A 23,187-nucleotide genomic window follows, 5' to 3' on the forward strand; every position below is an offset into this window, starting at 1 on the left:
AACACCGTCCGCAGTGGACTTTGATCACCTGGAATGACTGACCGCTCACTCAACGTAGCGATTTGGCGATCAACTGTTTCTCCTGCGTAACTTTCGTCCGAACGGTTATGGCACTAACCCCACGAGATACGCAAGATGGTCACCGTGTCTGGCCGCCATCGCATGCGTTCGAACCTCCGTGGGGCAGGTGCCGTTGCCGCGGCGACCGCGCTCGTCGTCGTCGTAGCCGGCTCCTGGTTCGGCTATCAGCAGTTGGCGGGCCCGAACTGCTCGGGGCGGATCGAGCTGTCCGTCGCGGTGGCCCCGGAGATCGCCCCCGCCGTCCGCGGGGCGGCCGAGCAGTGGGTGTCCGACGGCGCGGCGGTCGGCGAGACCTGCATCGCCGTGAACGTCGCCTCCGCCGAGCCGGTCGACGTGGCCGCCGCGGTGGCGAGCAAGCACGGCGCCACCCTGGCCGGGGTCGGGCAGGCCAACGGCACCGTGGCCACGCCGGACGTCTGGGTGCCGGACTCCTCCACCTGGCTGCTGCGGCTCAAGAGCGGCGGCGCCACCGCCTTCGCGCCGGGCAACGGGGCCTCGATCGCCCGCAGCCCGGTGGTGGTCGCGCTGCCGGAGCCGGTGGCCTCCCGGATCGGCTGGCCGGACAAGAAGCTGCACTGGACCGACCTGCTGGCCCAGGTCACCAGCAGCAAGCCGTTGCGCGCCGGGATCGTCGAGCCGACCCAGGACGCCGCCGGCCTGTCCGGGCTGCTCTCGCTGACCGCCGCCGCCAGCGCCACCGGCGCCGCCGGTTCGCCGAAGGCGCAGGAGGCGATGGTCGGTGCCCTGCGGGCGCTGGCCACCAACCGTTCCTCGTTGCGGCAGGACCTCCTGGCCCGCTTCCCGCGCTCGTCCGACCCGACGGCCATCGCCAATGCGCTCGGCGCGGCGGCGCTGTCGGAAGAGGACGTGATCGCGTACAACAACTCCAAGCCGCCGATCCCGCTGGCCGCGCTCTATCTGGAGCCGGCGCCGATGCCGCTGGACTACCCGTTCGCGGTGCTGCCCGGCATCGAGCCGACCAAGGCGTCGGCCGCCCGGGTGCTCTTCGAGGTGCTGCGGACGTCGGGCTTCAAGAACCGGCTGGCCGGGCAGGCGCTGCGGGCGCCGGACGGCAACTGGGGCGACGGGTTCAAGGCGCCCCAGGGCGCGCCGAGCCCGGCCAACGGCGGCGCGAGCGCCGTCCCGCCGTCCGGTCAGGGCGGCGCGGCCGACCTGGACCCGGTCGCCATCCAGAAGGCGACCACCACCTGGTCGGTGGCCACCCAGTCCGGCCGCATGCTCTGTGTCATCGACGTCTCCGGTTCGATGAAGAAGGCGGTGGCCACCGCCAACGGTGCCAGCCGGGAGCAGGTCACCGTCGCCGCCGCGAGCCAGGGCCTCGGGCTCTTCGACGACTCCTGGTCGATCGGCCTGTGGACCTTCTCCACCAACCTGAACGGTTCGCAGGACTACCGGGACCTGCTCGAGATCAAGCCGCTGTCGAGCAACCGGGGCCCGCTCCAGCAGCGCCTGGCCGGGATCCGACCCTCGGACGGCGACACCGGCCTCTACGACACCATGCTGGCGGCCTACAAGAAGGTCCAGCAGGACTGGGAGCCCGGCAAGGTCAACTCGATCGTGCTGTTCACCGACGGCAAGAACGACGACGCCAACGGCATCAGCCAGAAGGCGCTGCTGAGCCAGCTCAAGTCGCTGCGCGACGAGGAGCAGCCGGTCCAGGTGATCATCATCGGCATCGGCAACGAGGTCAGCCTCGCCGAGCTGAAGTCGATCACCGACGTGACCGGTGGCGGCGCCTTCGTCACCACCGACCCGAGCAAGATCGGTGAGATCTTCCTGCAGGCGATCGCGCTGCGGCCGCCGGCGCCGCGCTGACCCGACACTCAGCGAACGCGTTCCGCCGTACCGGCGAAATCCGGTACGGCGGAACGCTTCCCGGCTCCAGAGGCCGGGAGAAAACTGACGGCAATGTGTCCGAAGCAATCGGTAACCATAATTGTCGAGGCATGATGACCGGGTGCTCCGAACCGCGGGATCCCCACCGGGACCGCGCGGCGCGGGGTCGTCCTGAGCGAAGTGGGGAGGGCCGGTGACCTCGGCGACGCTGTTGACCCCCGCCAGCACGTCGTCGAGACCCGGTGGCGACCGCCCCGGACCGACGACGCGCGCCGCGGAGCGGGCCTACATCCGGGTGCTGGCGGTGGTGGACACCGCCGTGCTGACCGTGGCCATCCTGATCGGCTACGTGGCCCGGTTCGGCGACGAGGAGCCGAGCGGCTCCGAGATCCCCTACGTGGTGGTCGCGCCCGCCCTGCTGCTGGTCTGGCTGGTCTCGCTCAAGGCGATGCGCTGCTACGACGACCAGGTGCTGGGCTACGGCGCGGACGAGTACCGGCGGGTCAGCGCGGCGAGCCTGCGGCTGGCCGGCGGCATCGCCATCGCCGGTTACATCGCCGACGTCGGGGTCTCCCGGGGCTTCCTGGCCATCTCCTTCGCGGTCGGCACGCTCGGCCTGGAGGTGGCCCGGTTCGCCGCCCGCAAGCGACTGCACCGCGCCCGTGACCGGGGCGCCGGCTGGTCCCGCAAGGTGCTGGTGGTCGGCGACACCGCGCACGTGCTGGAGCTGGTGCACACCCTGCGTCGCGAGCCGTACGCCGGCTACCAGGTGGTCGGCGCCTGCATCCCGGACGCGCTGCTCGCCCCGGTGCCGCAGCGCCTCGGCGACGTCCCGGTGGTGGGCTCGTTCCGGGGCATCCCCGAGGCGGCCACCGCGATCGGCGCGGACACCGTGGCGGTCACCGCCTCTGGCGAGCTGACGGCGACCCGGCTGCGTCGGCTGGGCTGGCAACTGGAGGGCACCGGCGTCGACCTCGTGGTGGCCCCGGCGCTGACCGACGTCGCCGGTCCGCGCATCCACACCCGGCCGGTGGCCGGCCTGCCGCTGATCCACGTGGAGGCGCCCGAGTTCCGGGGTGCCCGCAAGCTGGTCAAGGGGCTGGTCGACCGCTCGATCTCGCTGATCGCCCTGCTGCTGCTGGCGCCCCTGCTCGCGGTGATCGCGCTCGCCATCAAGCTGAACAGCCGCGGCCCGGTGCTGTTCCGCCAGACCCGGGTCGGTCAGGGCGGCAAGGAGTTCGGCGTCTTCAAGTTCCGCACCATGGTCGTCAACGCCGACGCCCTGCTCGCCGAGCTGGCCGCGCGCAACGAGACCGACGGCCTGATGTTCAAGATGCGCGACGACCCCCGGGTGACCCGCGTCGGCAAGCTGCTGCGCAAGTGGTCCCTGGACGAGCTGCCCCAGCTGGCCAACGTGCTGCTCGGTCAGATGAGCCTGGTCGGTCCGCGCCCGCCGCTGCCCTCCGAGGTGGCCCGGTACGACGGCGACGTGGCCCGCCGGCTGCTGGTCAAGCCCGGCATGACCGGCCTCTGGCAGGTCAGCGGCCGGTCCGACCTGAGCTGGGAGGACGGCATCCGGCTCGACCTCTACTACGTGGAGAACTGGTCCCTCGCCGCCGACCTGACCATCCTCTGGAAGACCTTCGGGGCGGTGGTCAACAGCCGCGGCGCGTACTGACCCGCCGGGCGGCCGGGGCGGGTCAGGGCTGCGGGCCGAGCCAGTCCAGGCAGACCACCACCGCGTCGTCGACCAGGTCGCCGGCCACGAAGGCGCGCAGGTCCCCGATCAGCGACCGGACCGCGTCCAGCGGCTCCATCGGCCCGGTGCGCCGCAGGAAGCGGTCCAGCGCGGTCTCGCCGTAGCGGATCCGCTCCGCGGTGGCGTCGATCACCCCGTCGCTGACCACGAAGAGCCGGTCCCCGCGCCGCAGCTCGAAGCGCTGCTCCCGGTAGTCGGTGCCCTCGAACATGCCGAGCGGGAACTGCTTGTCCAGCACGTGCTCGGTCACCTCCCCGTCGCGCAGCAGCACCAGGCGGGGCGAGCCGGCGTCGACCACGTTCAGCGTCCCGGTGGCCAGGTCCAGTTCCAGCAGGAGCGCGGAGAGGTGCTGCTCGCCGCGGTGCAGCGCGTAGATCGCCTGGTCGGCCAGGGCGGCCTGGTCGGCCAGCCCCAGCTGGGCGCGGCGGGCGTTGCGCAGCGCGTGGGTGGCCAGCGAGGTGAGCATCGAGGCGGCCACCCCCTCACCCGAGCCGTTGATCACCGACAGCCAGAGCCGGTGGCCGTCGTCGGACCAGTCGAAGCCGTCGCCGCGCACCGCGTACGCCGGCTCCAGCTGGCCCGCCAGGCTGAAGGAGGGCCGGATCCGGCTGCGACCGGGCAGCAGCTCCCACTGCATCTCGGCGGCCAGCGTGAGCCGGCGGCTGCGCCGGGCGGTCAGGTAGATGTCGGTGGTGGCCGCCACGGCGGCCAGCTCGTGCCCGAGCGCCGTGGCGACGGCGTCCAGCTCGGCGAGGGCGGCCGGGCCACCCGGCACCGGCGAGATCCGGAGCACGCCGCGCCGCTCGCCGCGCATCCCGACGGGGAACCAGCCGGTGCCTTGCGAGACGGTCGGCTCCTGGTGGTCGAAGCAGCGCCAGGCCGGGTGGCCGGGGGTGACGATCGACTCACCGCCGCCCAGCGGCAGCAGCGCGGCCAACCGGTAGTCGACCTGGTACAGCTCGGTCCGGGTGATCCCGTACGACCGTTCGAGCTCGGCGGCGAGCCGGTCGACGAGCTGGTCGGTCGGCGCCTCGGTGAGGCTCCGCCGCGCCCGTTCCTCCGGTCCGCTCATCTTTGCTCCTTTGCACAGGTCGTCGGCCTGGTGAGGCGGGTAGTCTCGGGCCCACCATGGCCGAAGAACACGGTCCCCAGGGACCTGATGCGAGTATGGCCGCCGCCCTCGACGAGGCGGCGGGCACCCTGCTGGCTGTCTGGGAGGCGGCTCGGGAGCGGACCACGAGCCGGCTCTCCGGCGCCCAGTTACGCGCGGTCATGGTCGTCGAGCAGTACGACGGGATCAACCTCCGCCGGCTCGCCACGCTGACCGACATGCTGCTCTCCTCGGCCAGCCGGCTCTGCGACCGGCTGGTGGCGGCCGGCATGCTGGAGCGGGAGCCCGGCCGGTACGACCGGCGCGAGATCGCCCTGCACCTCACGCCGGCGGCCACCCGGCTCCTCGCCGAGCTGCGCGCCGACCGGCGCCACCGGCTGGACCGGATCCTGGTGGGCATGAGCCCGGAGGGGCGGGCGGCGCTGGAGCGCGGGATGCGCGAGTTCGACGAGGTGGCCCGGCGCGGGGAGGCGGCCACCGCCGAGGGCTGGCCGGTGCTCCAGCCGTCGGGGGAGCGCGGCGACCCGCAGGCCGAGCCGGAGTCACCCGGCGAGCCGCCGGTGGCCCGCACCGCCTGACCGGGCCGGGCCGGCCCCACCGGCCGCCACGACCAGCATGGCGATGTCGTCGTGGACCTGACCGTCGAGCCACTCGTCGACGAGCTGGAGCAGCCGGTCGACCAGCGCGGCGGGGGGCAGCCCGGCTCCGGACGCGAGCGCCCGCCGCAGCCGGGCGTCGCCGAACATCTCCAGCTGGCTGGGCCCGCCCCGGGCCTCGGTCACCCCGTCGGTGTACGCCACCAGCAGGTCGCCCGGGGCCAGGCGTACCTCCGCCTCGGCGAAGCGGGCCGCGGTCAGCGCGCCGACCGGCATCCCACCCACCCGGACCGGCTCGACCCGGCCGTCGATGCGGACCACCAGCGGGGCCGGGTGCCCGCCCCCGGCCACCCGGACCAGCAGCCCGCCGTCCGGCTCGCGGGTCAGGGCGCCCAGCAGGAGGGTGGTGAACTGGGCCCGGCGGGCCGCGTCGGGTGCGTCCAGCAGCGCGCGGTTGAGCAGGTCCATCAGCTCTCCCGGGCGCTGCTCGACCAGCCGCAGGGTCTGCAGCGACTGGCGTACCCGCCCGGTCAGCACGGCCGCGCCGACCCCCTTGCCGCAGACGTCGCCGAGGGCGAAGAGACCGCCGCCGGGGGTGGGGAGGAGGTCGTAGAAGTCGCCCCCGATGCGCAGGGTGTCCCCGGCGGCCCGGTAGCCGCCGGCCAGCGTCATCCCGGGCAGCGACGGCAGGTCCGGGGGGAGGAGGCTTGTCGAACCGTGCGCATGCTGTCGGTGCGCTCCTCGGTCGCGAATCCGTTGCCTGGCGGCAAGCGTACCGAGCGGGGGCGCCGGAAGCCCATGGCGGAGCGCCCCGCTCAGCCGGATCGGGCCAGCCAGGCGACCGGCTGGTCCACCACCCGGCGGACCACCGAGGCGGCGCCACCGACCGCCGCCGAGCGCGCCCCGAGCGCCGCCGGGCGCACGGTCACCGGGGACCAGGCGGCGGTGAGCACCCGCCGGGAGATCTCGGCGACCACCGGCGGGCGCAGCCAGGGGGCGAGGGGGGCGTATCCGCCGCCGAGCACCACGGTGTCCAGGTCCAGCAGGTTCACCACGCCCGCCACGGCCACCCCGAGGGCGGTCCCGGCGTCCGCCAGGGCGGTCAGGGTTGCCGGGTCGCCCGCCCCGGCCAGGTCGGCCAGGCGGATGGCGGCGGTGTCCGCGGGCAGGTCCGCGCCGGCCAGACCGGCGGCGGCCAGGATGGTTTCCTGGCCCGCGTAGCGCTCCAGGCACCCCTGGCCGCCGCAGCGGCACGGCCGCCCCTGCGGCTGCACCGGGATGTGACCGATCTCGCCGCTCCAGCCGCGCGCGCCCCGGTAGAGCCTCCCGTCCAGCACGATCCCGGCGCCGATGCCGATCTCGCCGGTGATGTGCAGGAAGCTGGTCGAGCCGGGTGGGCCGGCGTGCAGCTCGCCGAGGGCGGCCAGATTGGCCTCGTTGTCGACCACCAGCGGGGGGATGCCGTCGACCGGCTCGGCGAGCGGGCGCCCGGCCAGCAGGGCGGGCACGTCGACGTCACGCCAGCCGAGGTTGGGCGCGAGCCGGACCAGGCCGCCGCCGTCGACCAGGCCCGGCACGGCGAGCGCCGCGCCGGCCAGGGTCAGCCCGTCGCGTACGGCGGCGGCGCGGGCCTCGGCGGCCAGTGCGGCGAGCCTGTCCAGGGCGTCGGCGGGGGAGACCGGGCGCAGGTCGGCGCGGCGCACCAGGTGATGCCGGACCGCCCCGGTCAGGTCGACCACGCAGGCGGCCAGGTAGTCGACGTTCACCTCCAGGCCGAGCCCGGCCGGGCCGTCGCCGGCCAGCACGAGCCCGCGGGCGGGCCGCCCGGCCCCGGTGCGCGGCGCGGGTTCCGCCTCGGCGACCAGCCGGCCGGCGATCAGGTCGTCCACGACGGCGGAGACGGTGGCCCGGGTCAGCCCGGTCCCGGCGGCGATCCCGGCCCGGGACGGCGGTCGGTCGGCGGTGGCGATCCGCCGGAGCACGACCGCGAGGTTGAGCTCGCGCAGGCTGCCCTGGCGGACCGCGCCGGCGGTGCTGGGGCTGGTCACCCCTTGACACTGCCACAGCGCCGCCATTTAATTCAACCACTGAACAAATTGTGGACGACACCACCACCCGGAGGTCCCCATGGCGCCCCGTCCCACCCCCGCGGACAAGTTCTCCTTCGGTCTCTGGACGGTGGGCTGGCCGGCCCGCGACCCGTTCGGTGACGCCACCCGGCCCGAGCTGGACGCCGTCGAGGCCGTCCACCGGCTGGCCGAGCTGGGCGCGTACGGGATCACCTTCCACGACGACGACCTCGTCCCCTTCGGGGCGGACGCTGCCACCCGCGACGCCCACCTGGCCCGGTTCCGCAAGGCCCTCGACGAGACCGGCCTGGTGGTGCCCATGGTCACCACCAACCTCTTCACCCACCCGGTGTTCAAGGACGGCGGCTTCACCAGCAACGACCGCTCGGTCCGCCGCTACGCGCTGCGCAAGGTGCTGCGCAACGTCGACCTGGCCGCCGAGCTGGGCGCCCGCACCTTCGTCATGTGGGGCGGCCGAGAGGGCGCCGAGTACGACGTGGCCAAGGACATCCAGGCCGCGCTGGACCGCTACCGCGAGGCGGTCGATCTGCTCTGCCAGTACGTCGTCGACCAGGGCTACGACCTGCGCTTCGCCATCGAGCCCAAGCCGAACGAGCCGCGCGGCGACATCCTGCTGCCCACCGTCGGTCACGCGCTCGCGTTCATCTCCACCCTGGCCCGCCCGGACCTGGTCGGCCTCAACCCCGAGGTCGGCCACGAGCAGATGGCCGGGCTGAACTTCGCCCACGGCATCGCCCAGGCGCTCTGGCAGGGCAAGCTGTTCCACATCGACCTCAACGGCCAGCGCGGCATCAAGTACGACCAGGACCTGGTCTTCGGCCACGGCGACCTGCTCAACGCGTTCGCCCTGGTCGACCTGCTCGAACACGGCGGCCCGAACGGCGGCCCGGCGTACGACGGGCCCCGGCACTTCGACTACAAGCCCTCCCGGACCGAGGACATGACCGGGGTGTGGGCCTCCGCGGCGGCGAACATGAGCACCTACCTGCTGCTCAAGGAGCGGGCCGCGGCGTTCCGGGCCGACCCCGAGGTGGCCGAGGCGCTGGCCGCCAGCAAGGTGACCGAACTGGGCGCCCCGACGCTGGGCCCGGGCGAGAGCTACACCGACCTGCTCGCCGACCGCGCCGCGTTCGAGGAGTTCGACCCGCAGGCGGCCGGGGCGCAGGGCTACGGCTTCGTCCGGCTCAACCAGCTCGCCGTCGAGCACGTGCTCGGCGCGCGCTGAGGCGGGTCGCCATGCCGCTCGTCGCCGGGATCGACTCGTCGACCCAGTCCTGCAAGGTGGTGGTCCGGGACGCGGAGACCGGCGCGCTGGTCCGGCAGGGCCGCGCGCCGCACCCGGAGGGCACCGAGGTCGACCCGCACGCCTGGTGGGACGCCCTGCGGGCGGCCGTCGCCGAGGCCGGCGGGCTGGCCGGCGTGGCCGCCGTCGCGGTCGGCGGCCAGCAGCACGGCATGGTCTGCCTGGACGACGCGGGGCAGGTGGTCCGCCCGGCGCTGCTCTGGAACGACACCCGCTCCGCCGACGCCGCCCGCGAGCTGATCGAGGAGGCCGGCGGCGGGGAGGCCGGCCGCCGGTTCTGGGCCGACGCGACCGGCGCCGTGCCGGTGGCCAGCTTCACGGCCACCAAGCTGCGCTGGCTGGCGCGGCACGAGCCGGCCAACGCCGACCGGGTGGCCGCCGTCTGCCTGCCGCACGACTGGCTCACCTGGCGGCTGGCCGGCGCACCCGGGCTGGCCGCGCTGCGCACCGACCGCGGCGACGCCAGCGGCACCGGCTACTGGTCGCCGCGTACCGGCGAATACCGCCTCGACCTGCTGGAACGCGCCTTCGGCCGGAGACTGCGGGTGCCGGCCGTGCTCGGCCCGGCCGAGGCGGCCGGCCACCTCGACCCGGCGGCGCTCGGCGCCGGGCCGAGCGCCGACGGCCCGGTCCTGCTGGGCCCGGGCACCGGCGACAACGCCGCCGCCGCGCTCGGCGTCGGAGCCGGCCCGGGCGACGTGGTCGTCTCGATCGGCACCTCCGGCACCGTCTTCGCGGTGGCCGACACTCCCGCCGCCGATCCGAGCGGCGCGGTGGCCGGCTTCGCCGACGCGACCGGCCGGTTCCTGCCGCTGGTCTGCACGCTCAACGCCGCCCGCGTGCTCGACACCGCCGCGACGCTGCTCGGCGTCGACCTGGCCACCCTGAGCGAACTGGCCCTGACCGCCCCGCCCGGCGCCGGCGGGCTGGTCATGGTGCCGTACCTGGAGGGGGAACGGACCCCGGACCGGCCCCACGCCACCGGCGCGCTGCACGGCCTCACCCTGGGCACCTCGACCCCGGCGCACCTGGCCCGGGCCGCCGTCGAGGGCATGCTCTGCGCGCTCGCCGACGGGCTCGACGCGCTGACCGCGCAGGGTGCCCGCGCCGACCGGATCATCCTGGTCGGCGGCGGGGCCCGCTCCGCCGCCGTGCGGCGGATCGCCCCGCAGGTCTTCGGCCGCCCCGTGGTCGTGCCCCCGCCCGGGGAGTACGTCGCCGACGGGGCCGCCCGACAGGCCGCCTGGATCGCCCTGGGCGGCGCGGCGCCGCCCACCTGGTCGGCCGGCGACACCGAGGAGTACGCGGCGGACGGCGACTCCGGCTCGCGGCACGGCGCGCCCGGGGTTCCCGCCGTCCGTGAGCGCTACGCGGAGGCCCGCGACCGCATCCTGGACCGGGCGCCTGGGTGAGCCGGCCGCCCGCCGACCCCGGCGGTCCGGATCGGCCGATGCCGTTGACCGGCGGGTCGTGTTCCCGCCGTGATCTTTGCCTGGTTTGCTGCCCGGCATGAGCAGCGGCACAAGGGTCTCCCGGCGGGGGAACGCGGCGCACCGGTTCTACAGCGTGGTGGTGTTCGTGGTGCTCGCCTCGCTGGACAACGTGGCCATCGGCCTGGTCCCGCCGCTGTACGGGCCGATCTCGGGCGCGCTCGGGGTGTCGCAGCGGCTGCTCGGCCTGGTCACCGCGGTCAGCTTCCTGGTCAGCGCGGTCGCCGCGGTGGCCTGGGCGTACGTCGGCGACCGGACCGACCGCAAGCCCCTGCTCATGGTCGGCACGCTGATCTGGGCCGCCGGCACCGGGGGCAGCGCCCTCGCCCAGGACTACCCGACGTTCCTGGCCGCACAGCTCGTCGCGGCGATCGGGCTGGGCGCGGTCGGCTCGGTCGGCTTCTCCGTGGTCACCGACCTGATCTCGCCCCGCCGCCGGGGCCTCGTGATGAGCTTCTGGGGGCTCTCCCAGGGCGTCGGCACGCTCGCCGGCACGCTGACCGGAGGCCTGCTGGGCGCCACCGACTGGCGGCGGCCGTTCCTGGTGCTCACCGTGGTCGGCCTGCTCGCCACCGTGGCGTACCTGTTCACGTACGACATCCGGCGCGGGCAGAGCGAGCCGGAGCTGGCCGCGGCGCTCGACGCCGGTGGCGAGTACGACTACCGGATCAGCCGCGCCGACCTGCCCCGGATCCTGGCCCGGCGGACCAACCGTTGGCTGGTCCTCCAGGGGCTGACCGCGCAGGCCGCGTTCGGCTCGCTGGTGTGGCTGCCCGTGCTGTTCAGCCAGCGGGCCGAGGCGCAGGGCTACTCGGCGGCCACCGCCGTGGTGGTGGGCAGCGTCTTCGCCACCCTGTTCCAGCTCGGCGGGGTGCTGTCCATCGTGGGCGGCCTGGCCGGCGACGCGCTGCAACGCCGTACGCCGAGCGGCCGGGCGCTGGTCGCGGCGCTGGGCATCCTCGCGGCCGTGCCGTTCTACCTGGTCCTGTTCTTCGTGCCGATCCGGATCGACGTGCCGGACGGCGGCAGCTCCGGCGCCGTGATCGCGGCGGTGCTGTCCAGCGTGTTCACCGAGCCCACGGTGGGGCTGAGCCTGCTCACCGCCGTGCTCGCCCTCGCGCTCACCTCGGCCAACTCGCCGAACTGGTTCGCGCTGATCGCCGACGTCAACCCGCCCGAGCACCGGGGCACCGTCTACAGCCTCGGCAACCTGGTCAACGGGGTCGGCCGGGCGGCCGGCAACGGGCTGGTCGGGGTGGCCTTCGGGGCGCTGCGGGCGGCCTTCCCGCCGCCGCTGAACTACGCCGTCGGGCTGGCCGCGTTCCAGCTCTTCTTCATCCCGACCGGGTTCATGTACTGGCTGGCCGCCCGCACGTCACCGGGGGACATCGAGTCGGTCCACGACCTCCTGCACGCCCGCGCCGACCGCCTGTAAGGAAGGGCCCCTTCTTAACGCCTCCTGCTTGCACTTGTCAGGGGCGGTACCAGACCGTGACGTCGGTGGGGACGGTCTCGTCCGCCAGCGGGGCGCTCGACGCCAGCACCTCGGCCCCGGCCGGCAGCGGCACCGGCTCCGCACCGAAGTTGGTGAGCACGGTGAGCCCGCCGTTGGTGAAGGTCAGCACCTCGTCGCCGGAGGAGAGCCACCGCAGCGGCCCCCGCGCCAGCCCGTGCTCGTGGCGCAGCCGCAGGGCCGTCCGGTACAGCTCGTAGGTCGAACCGTCGACCCCGCGCTGCCGGTCGAGCGCGTACTCGGCCCAGCTCGACGGCTGGGGGAGCCAGCTCGCGTCGGTCGGCCCGAAGCCGTACGACGGGGAGTCGGCCTCCCACGGGATCGGCACCCGGCAGCCGTCCCGGCCGCGCTGGGTGTGCCCGCTGCGCTCCCAGGTGGGGTCCTGCCGGGCCTCGTCGGGCAGCGTGGTGTGCTCCGGCAGCCCCAGCTCCTCGCCCTGGTAGAGGTAGGCGGAGCCGGGCAGGGCGAGCATGAGCAGGCTGGCCGCCCGGGCCCGGCGCAGGCCGAGCGCGGCGTCGGGCTGCGGGTCGCCGATGCCGATGCCGTTCGGGCGGCCGCCGCCGACGGCGAGCCCGAGCCGGGAGGCGTGCCGGACCACGTCGTGGTTCGACAGCACCCAGGTGGTCGGGGCGCCGACGCTGTCGGTGGCCTCCAGCGAGCGGGTGATCACCGCGTACTGGGCGGGTGCGGTCCAGGCGGCGAGCAGGTACTCGAAGTTGAACGCCTGGTGCATCTCGTCCGGCCGCACGTAGCGGGCCAGCCGCTCGGCCGGCTCCACCCACGCCTCGGCGACGAGGATCCGCTCCCCGTCATAGGAGTCGAGCAGCCGGCGCCACTCCCGGTAGATCTCGTGCACGCCGTCCTGGTCCCACATGGGCGGGCGCGGCTTGTCCACGTCCGCGCCGGAGAGGATCTCCTGCGGCTCCTGCCAGTCGGCCAGATCGGCCTGCTTGATGAGGCCGTGCGCCACGTCCACCCGGAACCCGTCGACGCCCCGGTCCAGCCAGAACCGGAGGACGTCCAGGAACTCGGCGCGCACCTCGGGGTTGTCCCAGTTGAGGTCGGGCTGGCCGGTGTCGAAGAGGTGCAGGTACCACTGGCCGTCCGGCAGCCGGGTCCAGGCCGGCCCGCCGAAGACGCTCTCCCAGTCGTTCGGCGGCTCGGCGCCCTGCGGGCCCCTGCCGTCACGGAAGACGTAGCGCTGCCGTTCCGGGCTGCCGGGCGCCGCCGCGACGGCGGCGCGGAACCAGCGGTGCTGCGACGAGGTGTGGTTCGGCACCAGGTCGACGATCACCCGCAGACCGCGGGCCTTGGCCTCGGCGATCATCTTGTCGGCGTCCGCCAGGGTGCCGAAGAGCGGGTCGACGTCCCGGTAGTCGGCCACGTCATAGCCGGCGTCCGCCTGCGGGGACGGGTAGAACGGCGACAGCCAGATCGCGTCGACGCCCAGCTCGCTGAGGTGGTCGAGGCGGGCCGTGATGCCGGGAAGGTCGCCGATCCCGTCGCCGTTCGCGTCGGCGAACGAGCGCGGGTAGATCTGGTAGATGACGGCCTCGGTCCACCAGCCGGTGGCCGGGGTCTCCTGCGTCGCGTCGGTGTTCAGCGCCTTCTCCCTGTCGTGCGTACGGGGCGAATCTGTTCAGTTTGCCCGGGGCGGCGCGGTCGATTCGCGCACCACCAGGCGAGTGGGCAGGATCACCGAGGCCGGCGACCCGTCGTCGGTTCGGGCGCCGCGCGGGGCGGGCACCAGCCCGGCGTACGGGTCGACGGCGCGCCCACCCAGCGGGTCGAGCAGCATCCGGGCGGCCAGCAGCCCCTGCTCCGCGGCCGGTTGGGCGATCGTGCTCAGCCCGAGCACCCCGGCCAGGTCGTGGTCGTCGATGCCGATCACGCTGACGTCCTGGGGCACCCGCAGCCCCGCGTCGCGCAGCGCCGTCATGGCGCCCATGGCCATCTCGTCGCACGCGGCGAAGATCGCGGTCGGCGGTTCGCCCCGGGCCAGCAGCTCGGCGGTGGCCCGGGTGCCGCCGTCGACGGTGAACTGGGACTCGACGTCCAGGCTCGGGTCGGGGCGGAGGCCGGCCGCCCGCAGCGCCTCCTGGTAGCCGCGCCGCCGGTCCAGGTGGGTGGTGAAGGCCAGCTCGTCGTCCGGGTCGCCGGAGATGTGCGCGATCCGGGTGTGGCCGAGGTCGAGCAGGTGGCGGGTGGCGGTCCGCGCCGCGGCCACGTCGTCGATCCGGACGCAGGGCCAGCCGGGCACCCCGCTGCCGGAGCTGATGGTCACGCCGGGCAGGGCCAGCTTGGTCAGCGCGGTCGTGTCGGCCGGGCGCAGCGGGGTGGCGACCAGGATGATCGCGTCGACCCGCTGGTGCAGGCTGGCCGGGCGCAGCACCCGCTGCCGGATCTGCTCCCGACCGCCGAGGTTGTAGAGCAGCAGGTCGTAGCCGTTCTGGTGGAGGTAGTCCTCGACGGCCTCGACCACCGTGCCGAAGAACCAGCGGGTGATCCGGGGGACCACCACCGCCACCGTGCCGGTCTTCCCGCCGGCCAGTCGGGAGGCGCTCGGCGAGACCGCGTACTGGAGCTGCTCGGCGGCGGCGAGGACCCGGCGCCGCGTCGCGGCCGAGACCGTCGGCAGGCCGCGCAGCGCCCGGGAGACGGTGGCCGTGGACACCCCGGCCAGGCGGGCGACATCGTCAATCTTCGTCATTGGTTCCCCGCTCCGAGCCGCGCCCGCCGCCGCCGGGGACCGGCGGCGGCGGAGCAGCGGATCAGCCCTTGACGCTGCCGGCGAGCAGACCCCGCACGAAGAAGCGCTGGAGGGACAGGAACACGATCAGCGGTACGACGATCGACACGAACGCCCCGGCCGTCAGCCGCTGCCACTCGTTGCCCCGGGTGCCGGCCAGCTCGGCGAGCCGGACGGTCAGCGGGGCGGTCTCGTCGGTGCCCCCGGCGAAGATCAGCGCGACCAGCAGGTCGTTCCAGACCCAGAGGAACTGGAAGATGCCGATCGCGGCCAGCGCCGGGGTGATCAGCGGCAGGACGATGGTCCGGAAGATCTTGGGGTGGGTGGCCCCGTCGACCCGGGCCGACTCCATCAGTTCGGACGGCAGCTGCGAGATGAAGTTGTGCAGCAGGTAGACGGCGAACGGGAGCGCGAAGCAGGTGTGCGCGAACCACACCTGCGCGAACTTCTGCTCGTCGACCAGGTCCCAGGCGGGAAGCACCTGGATCCCGGCGATGGTCACGCCGGTGGAGAAGAACTTCAGCAGCGGCACGAGCGCCATCTGCAGCGGCACGATCTGCATCGCGAAGATCGCGATGTAGACCCAGTCCCGCCCCTTGAAGTTGATCCACGCCAGCGCGTACGCGGCCAGTGAGGCGAAGGCGATCGGGAAGAGCACCGACGGGATGGTGATCGCCAGCGAGTTGATGAAGTAGCTGGCGAGCTGCCCGGACGAGCCGGTGCTGAACAACACCTCCCGGTAGTTCTCCAGTGTGAACTGCGGGTCGCTGAAGAACGTCCACCAGCCGGTGGTCTTGATCTGGTTCTCGGGCCGGAACGAGGAGATGAACAGGCCGAAGGTCGGGACCGTCCAGAGCAGCGCGAGCACGATCGAGACCACAGTGGCGGTGCGGCTGTTCAGCCGCTTGCGGACCCGGGCGGCCCGGCCGGGCGTCCCGGTGGCCTGGACGCCGACTCCGACGGTGGGGGTGGCGGTGGTCATGTCAGCCCTCCCGCTGCTGGCGCAGGTTGCGGATCTGGTAGATCACGATCGGGATGACCAGGACGAAGAGGAAGACCGCGAGTGCGGAGCCCTGCCCGGGCTCGCCGTAACGGAACGCCTGGTTGTACATCTCGTTCGCGATGACGCTGGTGTCGTAGTTGCCGTTGGTGGCGGTCCGGACGATGTCGAAGACCTTCAGCGTGGCGATCGAGAGCGTCACCACCACGACGATCACCGCCGGCCGGATGCCCGGCATGGTGATCTGCCAGAACATCTGCCACGGGGAGACGCCGTCGAGGCGAGCCGCTTCGACGATGTCGGCCGGGATGGCCTTGATCGCGGCGGAGAGCACCACCATGGCGAAGCCGGCCTGGATCCAGATCATGATCACGATGAGCAGCAGGGTGTTCAGCGGCGACTCCAGCAGCCACTGCTTGGGTTCGCCGCCCAGGCTCACGACGATCTGGTTGAGCAGGCCGATCTGGTCGCCGTCGCCCCGGTAGGCGTAGACGAACTTCCAGATGATGGCGGCGCCGACGAACGAGATCGCCATCGGCAGGAAGATCAGGGACTTGGCCACCGACTCGAACCGGGCCTTGTCCACGAGGACGGCGTAGATCAGGCCGAACGCGGTGGCCACCAGCGGAACCAGCAGCACCCAGATCAGGCTGTTGATCAGCACCCGGACGATGGAGTCCTCGGAGAACATCCAGGTGTAGTTGGCCAGGCCCACCCAGTTGCTGCTGTCCTTGTCCATGAACGAGAGGAGGGTGGTCCGGATCGCCGGCACCACCAGCCCGACGAGGAGGAACAGCAGTGTCGGCAACAGGAAGAAGAGCGCGAACAGGCCTTCCCGCGGCTTGCGCCGGCGGGGCAGGGGCGTACCGCTCGCCACGGCCGCGACCAGCCTCGCCTCCCGGCGGCGGTCGAACCAGGCCGGCACCACGTCGAGGAGCAGGAGCAGACCGCCCACCACCGCGACGAAAGCGATCAGCCCGTACATCAGCATGAGGAACTTCGGCTGTTCCGCCGCGAAGTCGAACTCCATCGACCCTCCCTCAAGGGTTCGGTTGCGGGCGGTGGCCCGGCCCGCGTCGCGGACCGGGCCACCGCCTCAGATCACTTCCAGCTGCCCTCGATGCCGTTCAGCACCGTGGTGGTGTCCTTGCCGTTGATCCAGTCGACCATGCCCTTCCAGAAGGTGCCCGCGCCGACCGCGGCCGGCATCAGGTCCGAGCCGTCGAACCGGAACTCGGTCTTCGGGTCCTGCAGGATCTGGACGGAGAGCTTGTCCACCGGGTTCGGGACGTTGTTGATGTCGAGCTTCTTGTTCGCCGACAGCCAGTCGCCGATCTTGGCGCGGCTGTTCACGTACTCGCCGGAGGCCAGGTAGGTCTGCACCGCCTGGACCTCGGGACGGTCCGCGAAGGCCGAGACGAACTCGCCGGCACCCAGCACCGGCTTGCCCTTGGCCGGGTCGACGGCCGGGAAGTAGAACGCGAAGACGTCGCCGTCCTCGGCCACCTTGGTGCCCTGCGGCCACTGGTTGGCGTAGAAGGACGCCTGGCGGTGCATGGCGCACTTGCCGGTGGTGATCGGCGTGCCGGCCTCCTGGAAGGAGGTGGTGGCGATGCTCTTCACGCCGCCGAAGCCGCCGTTGACGTACTTCTCGTTCTTGAGGATGGTGCCGGCCTTGTTGACCGCGTCGGCGACCTTCGGGTCGTTGAACGGGATGCCGTGGGTGGTCCACTGGTCGTAGACCTCCACCCCCTGGGTGCGCAGCAGCACGTCCTCGATCCAGTCGGTGGCCGGCCAGCCGGTGGCGTCACCGGACTCGATGCCCGCGCACCACGGCTTGGTGCCGCTCGCCGCGATCTTGTCGCTCAGCGCGATGAGATCGTCCCAGGTGGTCGGGACGGACCAGCCCTTCTCCTTGAAGGTCTTCGGCGAGTACCACACGTAGGACTTCACGTTGGAGCCGAGCGGCACGCCGTAGAGCTTGCCGTCCACGGTGCTGTACTTCAGCCAGTCGGGGGAGAAGTTCTGCTCGGCCAGCGCCTTGGTGTCGGCGCCGACCGTCTTGATCTTGCCCGAGTCGACGAACCGCTTGAGCAGACCCGGCTGCGGGATGAAGGCAAGGTCGGGGGCGTTGCCGCCGTCCACCCGGACGCCCAGCTGGGCCTCGAACTCGCCCGAGCCCTCGTGGTCGATGTCGATGCCGGTGCAGTCCTCGAACTGCTTCCAGGACTGGTCCAGACGGTCGGCCTCGATGTCCCGGATCGACGAGTAGATCGTGACCTTCTTGCCGTCGTGGCCCTGGTACTTCTCGTAAGCGGCGCACTCGGCCGAGCTCGCCTTGCTGCTCTTCTTGTCATTGCCGGTACCGCAGGCGGTGACGCCGAGCGCCAGCCCCAGAACGCCGGCGATCGCGAGAGCCTGGCGCGATCTGGCAAACGCCATGCCGATCTCCTTCCTTGCCGGCGCGTGGGGGGAAATCGAACCCGCGCCGGTCCGATGGTCGTCCCCACATGTAAGCGCTTGCATCCCGTCCGGTCCACCCCCTGCCGGACACGGCCCGGTAACAATCCCGCAACCCGCTCACCGGCCGTGGGCACGCTCCCACGCTGCGCTGACCGCCCCGAACGGGAGACCCTTCCCATCGATGGAACTTTCTGCCACGCTGTCCCTATCGGATCGAAAACTTTCAACATAGGAGGCAGTGGATGCGCAAACGCTGGTTCAGCCTCGCGGCGGTGGCCGCCGTCCTCGTGGCCCTGATCCCGGCCGCGCCGGCCATGGCCGCGCCGACGTTCAAGGTTCCGTTCCCCTGTAACCAGTCCTGGTCCGGCCAGACGCGGTCGGACCACAGCCCGGCCTACGCCGTCGACTTCAACCGCACCGACGACCTGGGCGACCCGGTGGTGGCCAGCGCGCCCGGCACCGTCGACCGGGTGACCGACCTCGGCGGCACCAGTTACGGCAAGTACGTGCGGATCGACCACGGCAACGGGTACACCACCTACTACGCCCACCTGAGCAGCTTCAACGTCTCGGTCGGGCAGACGGTCGGCTACGGCCGGGTCATCGGCTACGTGGGCAGCACCGGTGGCTCGACCGGCCCGCACCTGCACTACGAGCAGCGGCTGAACGGCAACGACATCCAGGTCCGGTTCAACGGGGCCCTCGCCCTCTACTGGGGCACGAAGACCTACACCAGCGACAACGGCTGCTCCGGCGCGAACACCGGGGCGGGCACGGTGAACACCGCGGGCGCCGCCCTGACGGTGCGCTCCGGCCCGGGCACCGGCTACAGCGCGGTCGGCTCGGTGGCCGACGGCGCCGGCGTGACCATCTACTGCCAGACCAGCGGCACCACGGTCACCGGCACCTACGGGACGAGTTCGATCTGGGACCGGATCGGCTCCGGCCGGTTCATCTCCGACGCGTACGTCTACACCGGCTACGACGGCTACATCCCCGGCGTGCCGCGCTGCTGACCCGAGGTGGGCGCGGGGCCGACCGCCCCGCGCCCCTCACCCGTTGAGCCGCCAGATGGCGAGGTTGAGCGCGCCGGCGAACGTCACCCAGGCCCCGTACGGGAGCAGGAGCAGCGCCGCGGGCCGGGACACCCGCCCGGACAGCCGCACGGTGACCCCGATGGCCAGCCACATGAGCACGATGTCGGCGAACGCCAGCCCGAAGCGGCCGGCGCCGAAGAAGAGCGGGGTCCAGAGCGCGTTCAACACCAGCTGGGTGACCCAGGCGCCGAGCGCCGGCCCCCAGCCGGCCCGCTGCCAGACCAGCCAGCCGGCCACCGCGATGAGCCCGTAGAGGACGGTCCAGACCGGGCCGAAGAGCCAGGGCGGCGGCGCCCACGCCGGCTGCGCGAGATCGGCGTACTCCTGCTGCGTGTCGCGCACGCCGAGCGCGCCGACGGCCGCCGCGACGGTCACCGCGGCGCCGAAACCCAGCAGCGCCCACCACCTGCGGCCGCGCCCGACCCGCCGGATGGTTCCCGAAATGGTCATCCCACCGGGTGCCCGGCCGCGCCGTGGGCAAACCGGCCCGCACAACGCGACGCCGGGGTCGCCGGATCCGGAGCCCCGGTCTGGGAGGACTGGGCTGTCGAATCCGACGACCCCGGCGGGTCACAGGGTGGTGGGAGGTCGAACGGCTAATTGTTGAAGATGCTGACGCCACCCGGGCCGACCAGCAGGCCGACGATGATGAGGACGATGCCCCACAGGATCTGCCGGCGGAACAGCGCGAGGATGCCGGCGACCACCAGTACGACTGCGAGAATCCAGAGAATCAGCTCCATGTCGGCCGGATACCCGTTCGTCGGATCCGGGAAACCTGCTTCTCAGTCCAGGTGATCACCGAGGTGGAAGATGCTGTACGCCTGCTTGATCACCGGGTGCGCGACGTTGCGGACGCGTACGCCGCCCGGGGTCGTGCCCCGCTCGGTGCCGTGGTGGGCGTGCCCGTGCAGGGCCAGCGCGGTGGGCGCCGAGTCGATGGCCTGCCCGAGCTGGTAGCAGCCGAGGAACGGGTAGATCTCCAGGGGCTCGCCGGCGAGGGTGTCCGGCACGGGGGAGTAGTGGGTGAGCGCGACCAGCACGTCGCAGTCGAGCCCGCGCAGCGCCGCGCCGAGGGAGTCCGCGCTGTCCTTGGTCGTCTGGACGAACGCCTTCATCTCCGGCTCGCCGAAGTCGCTGGCGCACCGCCCCGCGAACCCGCCGCCGAAGCCCTTCGCCCCGGCCACGCCCAGCCGGCCGCCGGCGCACTCCAGCACGACGCCGGTCCCCTCCAGGACCGTTATGCCGGCGTCCTCCAGCACCTTCACCACCTGCGGCACCTCGTCGCACTGGTGGTCGTGGTTGCCGAGGACCGTGATGACCGGCACGCCGAGGTCGCCGAACTCCTGCGCCACGCAGCGCGCCTCGGACTCGGTGCCGTGCCGGGTCAGGTCCCCGGCGAGCAGCAGCACGTCGGCGCAGTCGGGCAGCTCCTCCAGGGCCGGCCGGAACCGGCCGACCACGTCCTCGTCCAGGTGCACGTCGCCGACGGCGGCGATGCGGATCACCATGGAACCTCCCTCACGGCAGCTCCTCGACCTGGGTGGGCGCCTGCGTGCGGATCACGCCGATGTCGCTGGTGACCGGCAGGTCGGGGAAGCGCTCGGCCACCCGGCGCAGGATCTCCTCCCGCCGGTGCGGGCTCTCCACCTCGCCGTAGAGCACCAGGCCGCGCTCGCGGCGCACCACGGTGATGCCCTGCTCGGCGACGTCCGGGTCCTCGGCCAGCATGCTCTGGATCTCCGCCTCGACGTACTCGTCGGGCGGCGCGTCGCCGTGGTGTCCGGTCACGGGGTGTCCCTTCCTCCGGACGCGCCGCCGGGCAGCACGTCGAGCCGGTCGAGCAGCACCAGGAACGCCTCGGCGTACGGCGAGTGCTGCGTCTCCTTCCGTACCCGTTCCCAGTCGATCTGTTCGCGCAGCGAGCGGGCGAGCGGCAGGGCCCGGGCGAAGTCGCAGTAGTGCTGGGAGAAGCTCAGCAGCTTGTGCACCATGAGCTGGCTGGCCGAGAGCACCGGCATGTGGATGGCGTCGACCGGCCGCACGATGGTGTCGGCGAAGGTCTCCTCGGTCACCGGAGTCTCGATCGGCCGGTGGATGAGGTCCACCATCCGGCCCTCGTCGTACACCTTGACCAGCCAGTCCTCGGGCGGGCGCTCGGCGGTGAAGCCAGCCTCGACCAGGGCCTCCAGGGCCTGGTCCACGTCCTGCTGCCGGATCAGGAAGTCCACGTCGTGATCGCTGGAGTGGCCGCCGTGCGCGTACACGGCGAAGCTCCCCCCGAGCGCAAAGGGGATCTCGGACTGCTTGAGCACGGCGGCGACCTTCTTCAGCGTGTGCACCAGGGTCTCGTCCCCGCGCTCGGCCATTCTGGGTCTCCCGTCGTCGTGGGTGGCGGTGGGAATGAAGTTGCGTACCCGGCGAACGGGTCGGCCACACCTGTTGAGGGCGCGCCCCGACGTGGCGGTGACAATGCGGACAAACCGCCGAAGGTGAGCACGGGTCGGATAGCCTCGGCAGGGTGGTCAGGTCACTGCGGGTGCGGCGCGGCGGGGCCCGACTGCGCGCCGTCGCCCTGATCGGCATCGACGGCTCGGGCAAGACCACCCAGGCCCACCGGCTCGCCGAGGCGCTCACGGCGGCGGGCCATCCCGCCACCTACCACCGCAACGCCGGCGGCCGCCGCTGGCTCGGCCGGCTCGCCCAGCGGGTCGGCCGGCCCGACGCGCAGCGGCTCGTCGGGCGCAACGGGCTGCTCGCCCTGGAGTCCGTGCTCCGCTGGCTGGCCATCGCGCTCGCCCTGCTGACCTGCCTGGTGACCGGCCGCACGGCGGTGATGGACCGCTGGTCCGCCTGCCAGTACGCCAGCATCCGGGCGCACGGCGGGCAACGCTGGGAGCGGCTGGCCCGGGCCGGCTACCGGGTCTTCCCGCCGCCCCGGGTCACCTTCCTGCTCACCCTGGACCCGGCCGAGGCGTACCGGCGGATCGAGCGGCGCGGCACCGACCACGAGAGCATGCGGTGGCTCAGCGCCGCGGCCACGGCGTACCGGACCCTGCCGGAGTACGGCAGCTTCGTGGTGGTGGACGGCAGCGGCACCCCGGAGGAGGTGTCCCGCCGGATCCGCGCGCACCTGACCGAGTGGCTCCCGGCGGACCCGCCGCCCCCGGCCGGCCCGGGCCCGGACGGCACCGACCCGCCGTCGGGCGGGGCGGGGCGGGGCGAACCGGTGCCGGCTCAGGCCCGCCCGTAGACCGGGATGCTCGCCCCGCTTGTCGGCGCCGACTCGTCGGAGGCCAGGAAGCGGATCACCGCGGCGATCTGGGCCGGCGGGACCCAGCGGCCGTGGTCGGCGTCCGGCTGGGCGGCCCGGTTGGCCGGGGTGTCGATGACGCTGGGCAGCACGGTGTTGCAGCGCACCCCGCGCTGCCGGTACTCCACGGCAACGGCGTTGGCGAAGGCCTGCACGGCCGCCTTGGCGGTGGCGTAGCCGGCCGCGCCGGGGAAGGGCGCCACCGCGGCCCGGGCCGACACGCAGACCACCGCGCCGCCGCCGGCCGCCACCAGGTGCGGCAGCGCGGCCTGGGTGACCAGGTACGTGGGTCGCAGGTTGACCCGCAGCATCCGGTCGAACTCCTCGATCGGCGTCTCGTGCACGAGTCCGCCGCTGGCGTACCCGCCGACCAGGTTGACCACGGCCCGCAGCGGCGCGGTCGGCTCGGCGGCGGCGACGGCCACCGCCCGCGCGACCCCGTCGGGGTCCAGCAGGTCGGCCGTGACATGGACGGGCCCGGTCGCCGGGGTGTTCCCGCTGCCCTCCCGTTCGGGGACGACCACCCGCCAGCCGGCAGTGAGGAAGGCGGCGGTGACCGCGCCGCCCAGCCCGCCCGTGCCGCCGGTCACCAGCACCGTGCGCTCCGCCATGCGCCCACGCTAGCCGCCCGGCCGGCGGGGCGGTGACCGGGGCGGGCATTCGGCCCGGTCGATGCGGCTGACCTGCGCGCCCGTCCGACCGGTGACCTCGGCGAGGCCGTCCGGCCGACCCGGCGAGCGCGACGGCCGAGCCGACGGTCGGCCG

The 23,187-nt window shown here is 73.1% G+C and carries 21 protein-coding genes and 1 pseudogene; 8 read left to right on the forward strand and 14 right to left on the reverse strand.

Features of this window, described 5'->3' with window-relative positions; translation table 11 throughout:
* The first annotated feature begins 162 nt into the window (after window positions 1-162).
* Window positions 163-1,917, forward strand: a complete 1,755-nt coding sequence (locus ABZS80_RS27885) for a substrate-binding domain-containing protein (RefSeq protein WP_355060404.1) — start codon at window positions 163-165, stop codon at window positions 1,915-1,917.
* Between the two features lie 214 nt (window positions 1,918-2,131).
* Window positions 2,132-3,616, forward strand: a complete 1,485-nt coding sequence (locus tag ABZS80_RS27890) for a sugar transferase (protein WP_355060406.1) — start codon at window positions 2,132-2,134, stop codon at window positions 3,614-3,616.
* Between the two features lie 22 nt (window positions 3,617-3,638).
* Here the strand turns inward: ABZS80_RS27890 and ABZS80_RS27895 are convergent, their stop codons facing one another.
* Window positions 3,639-4,769: a PP2C family protein-serine/threonine phosphatase gene (locus tag ABZS80_RS27895; protein ID WP_355060408.1), complete on the reverse strand. Its 1,131-nt coding sequence runs from the start codon at window positions 4,767-4,769 to the stop codon at window positions 3,639-3,641.
* Window positions 4,770-4,864: 95 nt separating this feature from the next.
* Here ABZS80_RS27895 and ABZS80_RS27900 point away from each other — a divergent pair, with 95 nt between their 5' ends.
* Entirely contained in the window at window positions 4,865-5,386 is a 522-nt protein-coding gene (locus ABZS80_RS27900; RefSeq protein ID WP_355060410.1) for a MarR family transcriptional regulator, read from the forward strand.
* Here the strand turns inward: ABZS80_RS27900 and ABZS80_RS27905 are convergent.
* Together ABZS80_RS27905 and ABZS80_RS27910 are read right to left on the reverse strand one after the other, a co-directional pair.
* On the reverse strand, window positions 5,351-6,076 hold the full coding sequence (locus tag ABZS80_RS27905; RefSeq protein WP_355060412.1) for a PP2C family protein-serine/threonine phosphatase: 726 nt from the start codon (window positions 6,074-6,076) through the stop codon (window positions 5,351-5,353). The genes ABZS80_RS27900 and ABZS80_RS27905 overlap by 36 nt on opposite strands.
* A gap of 143 nt (window positions 6,077-6,219) precedes the next feature.
* Entirely contained in the window at window positions 6,220-7,479 is a 1,260-nt protein-coding gene (locus tag ABZS80_RS27910) for an ROK family protein (RefSeq protein WP_355060413.1), read from the reverse strand.
* Window positions 7,480-7,531: 52 nt separating this feature from the next.
* Between ABZS80_RS27910 and xylA the strand changes: the two genes are divergently transcribed.
* The 3 genes from xylA to ABZS80_RS27925 all read left to right on the forward strand — a co-directional run bounded on the left by xylA (window position 7,532) and on the right by ABZS80_RS27925 (window position 11,722).
* Window positions 7,532-8,719 carry a xylose isomerase gene (gene xylA / locus ABZS80_RS27915; protein ID WP_355060415.1) on the forward strand — a complete coding sequence of 396 codons (1,188 nt, stop codon included), beginning with the start codon at window positions 7,532-7,534 and terminating at the stop codon, window positions 8,717-8,719.
* Window positions 8,720-8,730: 11 nt separating this feature from the next.
* Window positions 8,731-10,209, forward strand: coding sequence for a xylulokinase (gene xylB, locus ABZS80_RS27920; protein ID WP_355060417.1), 1,479 nt, complete (start codon window positions 8,731-8,733; stop codon window positions 10,207-10,209).
* Between the two features lie 97 nt (window positions 10,210-10,306).
* On the forward strand, window positions 10,307-11,722 hold the full coding sequence (locus tag ABZS80_RS27925) for an MFS transporter (RefSeq protein WP_355060419.1): 1,416 nt from the start codon (window positions 10,307-10,309) through the stop codon (window positions 11,720-11,722).
* 37 nt (window positions 11,723-11,759) lie between these two features.
* On the opposite strand, the gene ABZS80_RS27930 is transcribed toward ABZS80_RS27925, so the two are convergent.
* The 5 genes from ABZS80_RS27930 to ABZS80_RS27950 all read right to left on the reverse strand — a co-directional run bounded on the left by ABZS80_RS27930 (window position 11,760) and on the right by ABZS80_RS27950 (window position 17,991).
* A complete protein-coding gene (locus tag ABZS80_RS27930) occupies window positions 11,760-13,403 on the reverse strand; it encodes a glycoside hydrolase family 13 protein (protein ID WP_355060462.1) in 1,644 nt (547 codons plus the stop codon).
* Window positions 13,404-13,439: 36 nt separating this feature from the next.
* Window positions 13,440-14,510: a LacI family DNA-binding transcriptional regulator gene (locus tag ABZS80_RS27935; protein ID WP_355060421.1), complete on the reverse strand. Its 1,071-nt coding sequence runs from the start codon at window positions 14,508-14,510 to the stop codon at window positions 13,440-13,442.
* A gap of 61 nt (window positions 14,511-14,571) precedes the next feature.
* Window positions 14,572-15,531 (reverse strand): carbohydrate ABC transporter permease, encoded by a 960-nt coding sequence (locus ABZS80_RS27940; protein ID WP_355060423.1) that lies wholly within the window; start codon window positions 15,529-15,531, stop codon window positions 14,572-14,574.
* Window position 15,532: 1 nt separating this feature from the next.
* Window positions 15,533-16,579, reverse strand: a complete 1,047-nt coding sequence (locus tag ABZS80_RS27945; protein ID WP_355060425.1) for a sugar ABC transporter permease — start codon at window positions 16,577-16,579, stop codon at window positions 15,533-15,535.
* A 71-nt stretch (window positions 16,580-16,650) separates the two neighbouring features.
* Complete coding sequence (locus ABZS80_RS27950) at window positions 16,651-17,991, reverse strand: ABC transporter substrate-binding protein (protein ID WP_355060427.1); 1,341 nt, start codon at window positions 17,989-17,991, stop codon at window positions 16,651-16,653.
* A 263-nt stretch (window positions 17,992-18,254) separates the two neighbouring features.
* Here ABZS80_RS27950 and ABZS80_RS27955 point away from each other — a divergent pair, with 263 nt between their 5' ends.
* On the forward strand, window positions 18,255-19,028 hold the full coding sequence (locus ABZS80_RS27955; RefSeq protein ID WP_355060429.1) for a peptidoglycan DD-metalloendopeptidase family protein: 774 nt from the start codon (window positions 18,255-18,257) through the stop codon (window positions 19,026-19,028).
* Window positions 19,029-19,064: 36 nt separating this feature from the next.
* Here the strand turns inward: ABZS80_RS27955 and ABZS80_RS27960 are convergent, their stop codons facing one another.
* The 5 genes and pseudogenes from ABZS80_RS27960 to ABZS80_RS27980 form a co-directional block, all read right to left on the reverse strand.
* Window positions 19,065-19,559 (reverse strand): TspO/MBR family protein, encoded by a 495-nt coding sequence (locus tag ABZS80_RS27960; protein ID WP_355060431.1) that lies wholly within the window; start codon window positions 19,557-19,559, stop codon window positions 19,065-19,067.
* A gap of 146 nt (window positions 19,560-19,705) precedes the next feature.
* Window positions 19,706-19,852, reverse strand: a complete 147-nt coding sequence (locus ABZS80_RS27965) for a GPGG-motif small membrane protein (protein WP_189197857.1) — start codon at window positions 19,850-19,852, stop codon at window positions 19,706-19,708.
* A pseudogene (locus ABZS80_RS27970) lies at window positions 19,843-20,620 on the reverse strand (metallophosphoesterase). Before ABZS80_RS27970 ends, ABZS80_RS27965 begins: the two are co-directional and overlap by 10 nt.
* Window positions 20,621-20,630: 10 nt before the next feature.
* Window positions 20,631-20,840 carry a hypothetical protein gene (locus ABZS80_RS27975; RefSeq protein ID WP_225853614.1) on the reverse strand — a complete coding sequence of 70 codons (210 nt, stop codon included), beginning with the start codon at window positions 20,838-20,840 and terminating at the stop codon, window positions 20,631-20,633.
* Between the two features lie 56 nt (window positions 20,841-20,896).
* Window positions 20,897-21,478 carry a nucleotidyltransferase gene (locus ABZS80_RS27980; protein WP_355060434.1) on the reverse strand — a complete coding sequence of 194 codons (582 nt, stop codon included), beginning with the start codon at window positions 21,476-21,478 and terminating at the stop codon, window positions 20,897-20,899.
* A gap of 152 nt (window positions 21,479-21,630) precedes the next feature.
* Between ABZS80_RS27980 and ABZS80_RS27985 the strand changes: the two genes are divergently transcribed.
* Window positions 21,631-22,362, forward strand: a complete 732-nt coding sequence (locus ABZS80_RS27985; RefSeq protein WP_355060436.1) for a dTMP kinase — start codon at window positions 21,631-21,633, stop codon at window positions 22,360-22,362.
* Here ABZS80_RS27985 and ABZS80_RS27990 read toward each other — a convergent pair.
* Window positions 22,347-23,033, reverse strand: a complete 687-nt coding sequence (locus ABZS80_RS27990) for an SDR family NAD(P)-dependent oxidoreductase (protein WP_355060438.1) — start codon at window positions 23,031-23,033, stop codon at window positions 22,347-22,349. The two genes, ABZS80_RS27985 and ABZS80_RS27990, sit on opposite strands and share 16 nt — an antisense overlap.
* Window positions 23,034-23,187 lie beyond the last annotated feature (154 nt).

The sequence above is a fragment of the Micromonospora sp. NPDC005305 genome, assembly GCF_040607315.1.
Lineage (GTDB): Bacteria > Actinomycetota > Actinomycetes > Mycobacteriales > Micromonosporaceae > Micromonospora.